The sequence below is a fragment of the Stieleria sp. genome, assembly GCF_041595215.1.
Classification (GTDB): Bacteria; Planctomycetota; Planctomycetia; order Pirellulales; family Pirellulaceae; genus Stieleria; species Stieleria magnilauensis.
Genome location: NZ_JBFHKV010000735.1, coordinates 1 through 4,505 on the forward strand (window position 1 = coordinate 1; position 4,505 = coordinate 4,505).

4 protein-coding genes are annotated in these 4,505 nt (G+C 59.4%); 2 read left to right on the forward strand and 2 right to left on the reverse strand.

Annotated features, from left to right (window positions below):
* Window positions 1-2,344 (forward strand): c-type cytochrome (locus tag ABX749_RS23340; protein ID WP_372898112.1); only part of this gene is annotated, 2,344 nt, incomplete at its 5' end.
* A gap of 162 nt (window positions 2,345-2,506) precedes the next feature.
* On the opposite strand, the gene ABX749_RS23345 is transcribed toward ABX749_RS23340, so the two are convergent.
* A complete protein-coding gene (locus ABX749_RS23345; protein ID WP_372898113.1) occupies window positions 2,507-2,755 on the reverse strand; it encodes a DUF2513 domain-containing protein in 249 nt (82 codons plus the stop codon).
* 518 nt (window positions 2,756-3,273) lie between these two features.
* On the opposite strand from ABX749_RS23345, the gene ABX749_RS23350 reads away from it, so the two are divergent.
* Window positions 3,274-3,888 (forward strand): response regulator transcription factor, encoded by a 615-nt coding sequence (locus tag ABX749_RS23350; RefSeq protein WP_372898114.1) that lies wholly within the window; start codon window positions 3,274-3,276, stop codon window positions 3,886-3,888.
* A 158-nt stretch (window positions 3,889-4,046) separates the two neighbouring features.
* Here the strand turns inward: ABX749_RS23350 and ABX749_RS23355 are convergent.
* Window positions 4,047-4,505: hypothetical protein (locus tag ABX749_RS23355; RefSeq protein WP_372898116.1), on the reverse strand; the 459-nt coding region annotated here is incomplete at its 5' end.

Here is a 4,505-nt window from a genome sequence, read left to right on the forward strand (position 1 = left end):
CAGCGTCGCGACGGGCCAGACGATCGATGCCTCGGGACACGATGTTCAGATTTGGCCGGACAGCGGTCGCATCGCCGTCACCAGCGGACGAACTCAATTTGTCCGCAGCCGCGACAGTGTGGGTCGTTGGTTCGGCAACAGCAACTCGTTGCCAATGTTTCATTTCCCGATCGACGATCACTACCTGAAACGTAACACCGCCGTCTCGTTCTCAACGAACAAACAACAGCTGTTCACGCCCGCGGTCGCGCCGCCGGTCTTTCCATTGACGTCGGCCGCCGAACGCTTCAACGATCTTTTCGCGGCCAATCGATTCACGTCCGCCTGCAGCAGCATCATCGCGCGGTCGCCGTCGTTCGCAGAACCTGAACAGACCGTTGCATTTGTGTGCGAGCCCGTTCACAACCTGGTGCACCGCGCGGTGCTGCAACCCCGCGGCGCGACATTCCGCGCCGAACGTTTGGAGCAGGAAACCGAGCGTGAATTCTTGGCATCAACCGATCCCTGGTTCCGCCCCGTTCGGGCGTTGATCGGTCCCGATGGCATGCTGTATGTCGTCGACATGTATCGCGAGGTGATCGAGCATCCGGAGTGGATTCCCGATGCCTGGCAAGAACGCTTGGACTTGCGTTCCGGCGAACAGCTCGGCCGCATCTATCGTGTCAAACCGGTGGGCGAGCAAGCGGCACCGATCCCCGTTTTGCGAGAACGGTCCAACGAGGCGCTGGTGCAATTGCTGCGTTCACCGATCGGGCCGCTTCGCGACGATGCCCAGCGGCTCTTGGTCCATCGCGACGCCGACAGCGTTCGGCCTGCGCTCGGGTCGATGGCGAAGGACGATCCCAGCCCGTTTGCGAGACTGCATGCCTTGTCGATCTTGGCCACGTTCGACGCGTTGGACGAAAACACACTCGCCGCCGCATTGAGCGACTCCGATCCCGGCGTGCTGCTCGTTGCGGCTCGGTTGAGCGAACGCCACGTCGCAAGTTCTGAAAAAGTGCTCAACCACCTGAGCAAACTCGCCACGCACCAAGACGCATCGGTCGCCTTGCAGGCCGCGCTGGCACTGGGGGAATCCGACTCCGCTGCCGCCGGAATCGCGCTGGCCAAGATCGCGACCCGATCGGACCTTGATCAATGGCTGGCCGATGCCGTCGCCAGCTCGGCAACGGCCCACGCGATCGCTATCGCCGACGCGGTCCTTCAGCAGGCCTCGGAACACCCCGTACAATTTACCGAGCATCGCGTCGGACTGTTGCGACGCGTCTTGGCCACCGCGAAACAGCATGACGCGCCGATTGAGGAATTGGCGGCGGCCCGGCTCGGATCGTCCGAACTGGATTTCGAAACGCAGCTCCGACTGGCCGAATGTTTTGTGGGTGCGACGGGCAATTCCGTGTCACAGCAGTCCGGTTTGTCCAAGGTCTTGCGTCCCCTTCAGCAACGGGCCGAACGTGTGGCCGTCGATGCGGCGCAATCGGAATCCTCGCGGTGCCGTGCGGTCAGCCTGATCAGCTTGAATCTCGATGCCGACGGACCAAGGACGGAGTTCCTGATCGCTCTACTGGATCCCGCGACACCGGCTTCGGTCCAGTGTGAAGCCATCACCGGGCTGGCAAGCCAGAACGACAACGAGATTCTGAATGGGTTGATTGACCGCTGGCCCACACTCTCGGTCACAGTCAGAGACCATCTGGTTTCCCAGTTGCTCGCCCGGCGTCAGGCAACCGAAGTGTTGCTGCAAGCGTTGCAAGCTGAACGGATCCGAGCCAACGAGCTTTCTCTGGCGACCCGCGAACACCTGCTCAAATCGGGCAGCCAGTCGATGCGGGTGATGGCCCAACGGATCTTTCGCAGCGGTGGATCCAAACAGCGTGGCGAAATCGTGCGCGACTACTTGGCGAAATTCTCCGCACGTCGCGAAACACTCGATCCGTCCGCCGAGAACGAACTTGAACTCGGACGCACGCTGTTTGAGAAACATTGCGGCGTGTGTCATTCGCCCGATCCCAGTGGCGTGGCGATCGGCGCCAGCCTTCAGAACCTGACCAATCGCAGTGATGCGGCGCTGGTGGAGGCGATTTTGGATCCCAACCGGGCGGTCGAACCCAAGTACCAAAACTATGTGGTGCAAACCGACGAAGGACGGACGTTGGCCGGCGTGATCGAATCGGAAGTCGGCGACAGTCTGACGATCGCACACGCCGACGGAAAACGAACGACCCTTCGTCGCGATCAGATCGAACGGATCAAAAGCACCGGCACGTCGTTGATGCCCGAAGGTTTCGAAACGACGCTCGACGTCGAAGCACTGCAAGCGATCGTGCGGTATTTGCAGCGTTAGGTGCGCGGTGGGACTCGTCGCCTCGCGGTGCGATGCGGATGGACTCGTCGCCTCGTCCACTACGTTGTGGGTGCTGCTACGTTGTAGGACTCGTTACGTCGTCACGACGGTGTAGTGGACGAGGCGACGAGTCCACTCCATTGACGGCACAGGGCACCGCGATCACTTTCTGTCTTTTGCCTTCAGCTCCTCCAAGTAATCGCAGCCCTTCCAGGTCAGCACCAGCGGTCCCTTGTCCGCAAGGGTGTCCTGCCCCAGTTCGATAAACCCGGCGTCGGCCAGCAAGAACAAGTGCAGTGTGATTTGCTCCCGCTCGTACCCTTCGATTTGAATCGAGCCCTTGAACAGGCGCGCTCCCCTGGCTTCGACAAAATCCAAAAGCTTGCGGACAAGCACCATGTCTCGTTTCATCGTGAACGATCCCGTCGGAAGTGGACTAATCAGCATCCCGGTGATTCAGTTGCCACCGTCGCCACGTTGTATCCGGCAAGACGCCGATGATCAATCGGCGGAAGCGACTGAGGAAACGGGGCCATCGCCTCCTAACTGGCAGGTACAATCGGCCGAGCCGAGCCCTGTCGACATAAAAAAACCTCTGCGGAGGGGCAAACCGCAGAGGCCCATGACCGACGAGAAATCTCTCGGGGGTCAAAATCGTTGAAGATGAAAGCATTATCACTCCAGCGCTGCACATAAATCCATGCGAATTTTGAGCAATTTTGGTACCGAATTGCAACCACCGGGCGGTGCAGATGTCTACATTGAGGGGGTTCAGGGTATTGGTACCCTGTTTGCCAGGGGGAAGAACGGCGAGTTGACGCAAGGCATCTTCCCCCTTTGATTCCGAGTTCGGGGGACACGCACGCATGTCCACTCCACAACGATGCGATGCAATGGCGGATTTTAACGATTCCCCAAGGAGCGACACCGTGACCGACCCAACCGTGGTGGTTGTCGATGACGACCAAGCCGCTCTGCACTCGTTGGCGTTTCTGATCGAGTCGATGAACATCAAGGTGCAGACCTTCGATCGGCCTCAGGACTTCCTACAACACTACGACCCCGCCGTCCCGGGATGTCTGGTGTTGGATGTCCGCATGCCCGAATTGAGTGGGCTGGACCTGCAAGCGGAAATGTCGAAGTGGGACTACATTCCACCTATCATTTTTGTGTCCGGCCACGGCGACATCCCGATGAGTGTTCGCGCCATCAAAGCGGGGGCGATCGATTTTCTGCAGAAACCGATCAAGGACCAGATCCTGTTGGATCGGATCAACGAAGCGATTCAGATCGACAAACACGCCCGCGAATCCCTGCCGCCGAACAAGGACTTTTTCAGTCGAGTGTCTCGGCTGACCAGTCGCGAACGTGAAGTGATGGACCTGCTGGTTCAAGGCCGGTCACTGAAGCAGATTTCGATCGAATTCGGCATCTCGTTCCAAACCGTTTCCAAGCACCGTGCCCGGGTCTTGAACAAGTTGGAAGTTGGCAATGATGTCGAACTCGTGCGTCTGTGTCTGGGCTGCGACCAGCTGCCAGACTAATGCTATAACCCGAAGACTCAAACTGGACGAACGACTCCAGCGATGTTACCGGGCGAACCATCAAAAAGCGTGCTCACGGATCGCAGCGCGAACCCACGGATGACAGAATGCAAAAAATCCGTGGGTTCGCGCTGCCATCGGTGGGCTCAGACGCCAATTCATCGCTCTGCTGCGATTCGCTCCAGCGTTTTGACGGCTTGAGCGGAAAGAAACGGATCTGGATCCGCGGCCAATTTCGCTAACCACTGCTTGGACCGCTGATCAGCTAGATCCCGCGCCAGCGCGACGGCGGTTCGTCGCAACGGCAACTGATCGGGCGCCGTTTCGGTCGCCGCGTACGCTAACAGCGGAAGAGCACCGGCCGGTCCCAGGCGACGACTTTGGGTTTCGTTGAGGTGCCTGGCTTTCGTTTTTCCGATCGGCGCGAGTAACTCCGACATAGCATCGGCCAATTCGCGGTCGCCCGGATCTCCGATGGCCAACAACGGTAATTGCCAGACCTTGGTGGTGGAATCGCAGACGCCTTTTCGTTCCACGTTCTGCTCGACGTCGATGGACACGGTTTCGCCCGGCTGCACGGCGTATCCGTTGGCACCCACGGTCATCTGGGCCGGCGG

Excerpts from the sequence above, each read along its gene's own strand:
- ABX749_RS23345 (WP_372898113.1), bottom strand. The coding sequence starts at position 2,755 with ATGAAACGAGACATGGTGCTTGTCCGCAAGCTTTTGGATTTTGTCGAA.